The organism is Streptococcus sp. GMD6S (genome assembly GCF_000297015.1).
On the sequence record NZ_AJRH01000147.1, the window covers coordinates 1 to 1254 of the forward strand.

At 44.3% G+C, this 1254-nt stretch carries 1 protein-coding gene; it reads right to left on the reverse strand.

Annotated features, from left to right (window positions below; all coding sequences use genetic code 11):
• Positions 1-1019: N-acetylglucosamine-6-phosphate deacetylase (gene nagA, locus GMD6S_RS09215; protein WP_001134446.1), on the reverse strand; the 1019-nt coding region annotated here is incomplete at its 3' end.
• Positions 1020-1254 lie beyond the last annotated feature (235 nt).

Consider the following 1254-nt stretch of genomic DNA (forward strand, 5'->3'; position numbering starts at 1 on the left):
GGGTTGAGGCTGGCCATCATGACTGCTTCATGCGGATTCGCAATGCCCCATTCGACCACATTTTTCAAACCATCTTTGAGTTTGAGGATTGAACCTGCCAAATTGCCTGTCGATTTGAGGCGAGCAGTTCCATTAGCAACAACTACTGGGAATTCTCCCAACATGTAGTCGCCGTCTTCCAATCCACCCGCTGTCATACAGTCTGTGATAAGGGCGATATTTTCAGTTCCTTTTTGCTTGAGCAAAATATCACAGGCCTTTGGATCTACGTGGTGACCGTCACAGATCAACTCTGCGTAAGTATGTGGCAATTCATACATGGCTCCCACCATACCGAGCTCACGGTGAGTCAACCCACGCATCCCATTGTAGGCATGTACCCAAACACTCGCTCCAGCATCGACTGCTTTTTTAGCTTCATCAAAAGTCGCATTGGAGTGTCCAAGAGCAACGGTCACTCCTTCACCCGTAACTGTACGAACAAAGTCTTCTACACCTTCACGTTCTGGCGCAAGGGCAATTTTATTGAGCAGGCCATTTGCTGCTTTTTGCCAAGCACGAAACTCATCCATACGGGGGTCTTTCATATAAGCAGGGTTTTGGGCTCCCTTGTATTTCTCTGTGAAATAAGGTCCTTCAAAATAGATCCCACGAATCTTGGCTCCACTTGCTTCCTGGTAACGAGCGCCGATATTTTCAGTTACCGCAAGCAACTGCTCGTAAGAGGAAGTCAAGGTCGTTGGCAAGAAGCTGGTAACACCCGTGCTAAGTAGACCTTCACTCATGGTATGAAGGGTTCCTTCGATGTTATTGTCCATGACATCCACACCGCCAAATCCATGAATGTGGGTATCCACAAGTCCTGGGGCAATGCTATAACCTGTATAGTCAATCACCTCAGCTCCTTCAGGAATCTGTTCTACATGTTTGCCAAACTTGCCATCCACAAGTTCCAAGTAACCGCCACGACGAACTCCGTGTGGGTAGAAAAACTGATCCGCTTTAATATAATTAGGCATAATGATAACCTCCTTGATAGATTGATTCTAGAATTTATTATGTCAATTACATTATAAACCTTTCTTTTTCATTTGTAAATGGTATAGACCTATTTTCTAGAGATATTTTAAAAGAGCTGGATTTCTCCAACTCTTTAATTTTATTTTGATTTTACAGGTAGTTCTTGAGCAGCCTTAACAGCAGCTGCAATCGTCTCTGCGTAAAGTTTAGCACCTTCTTCAATCATGTTGCTAT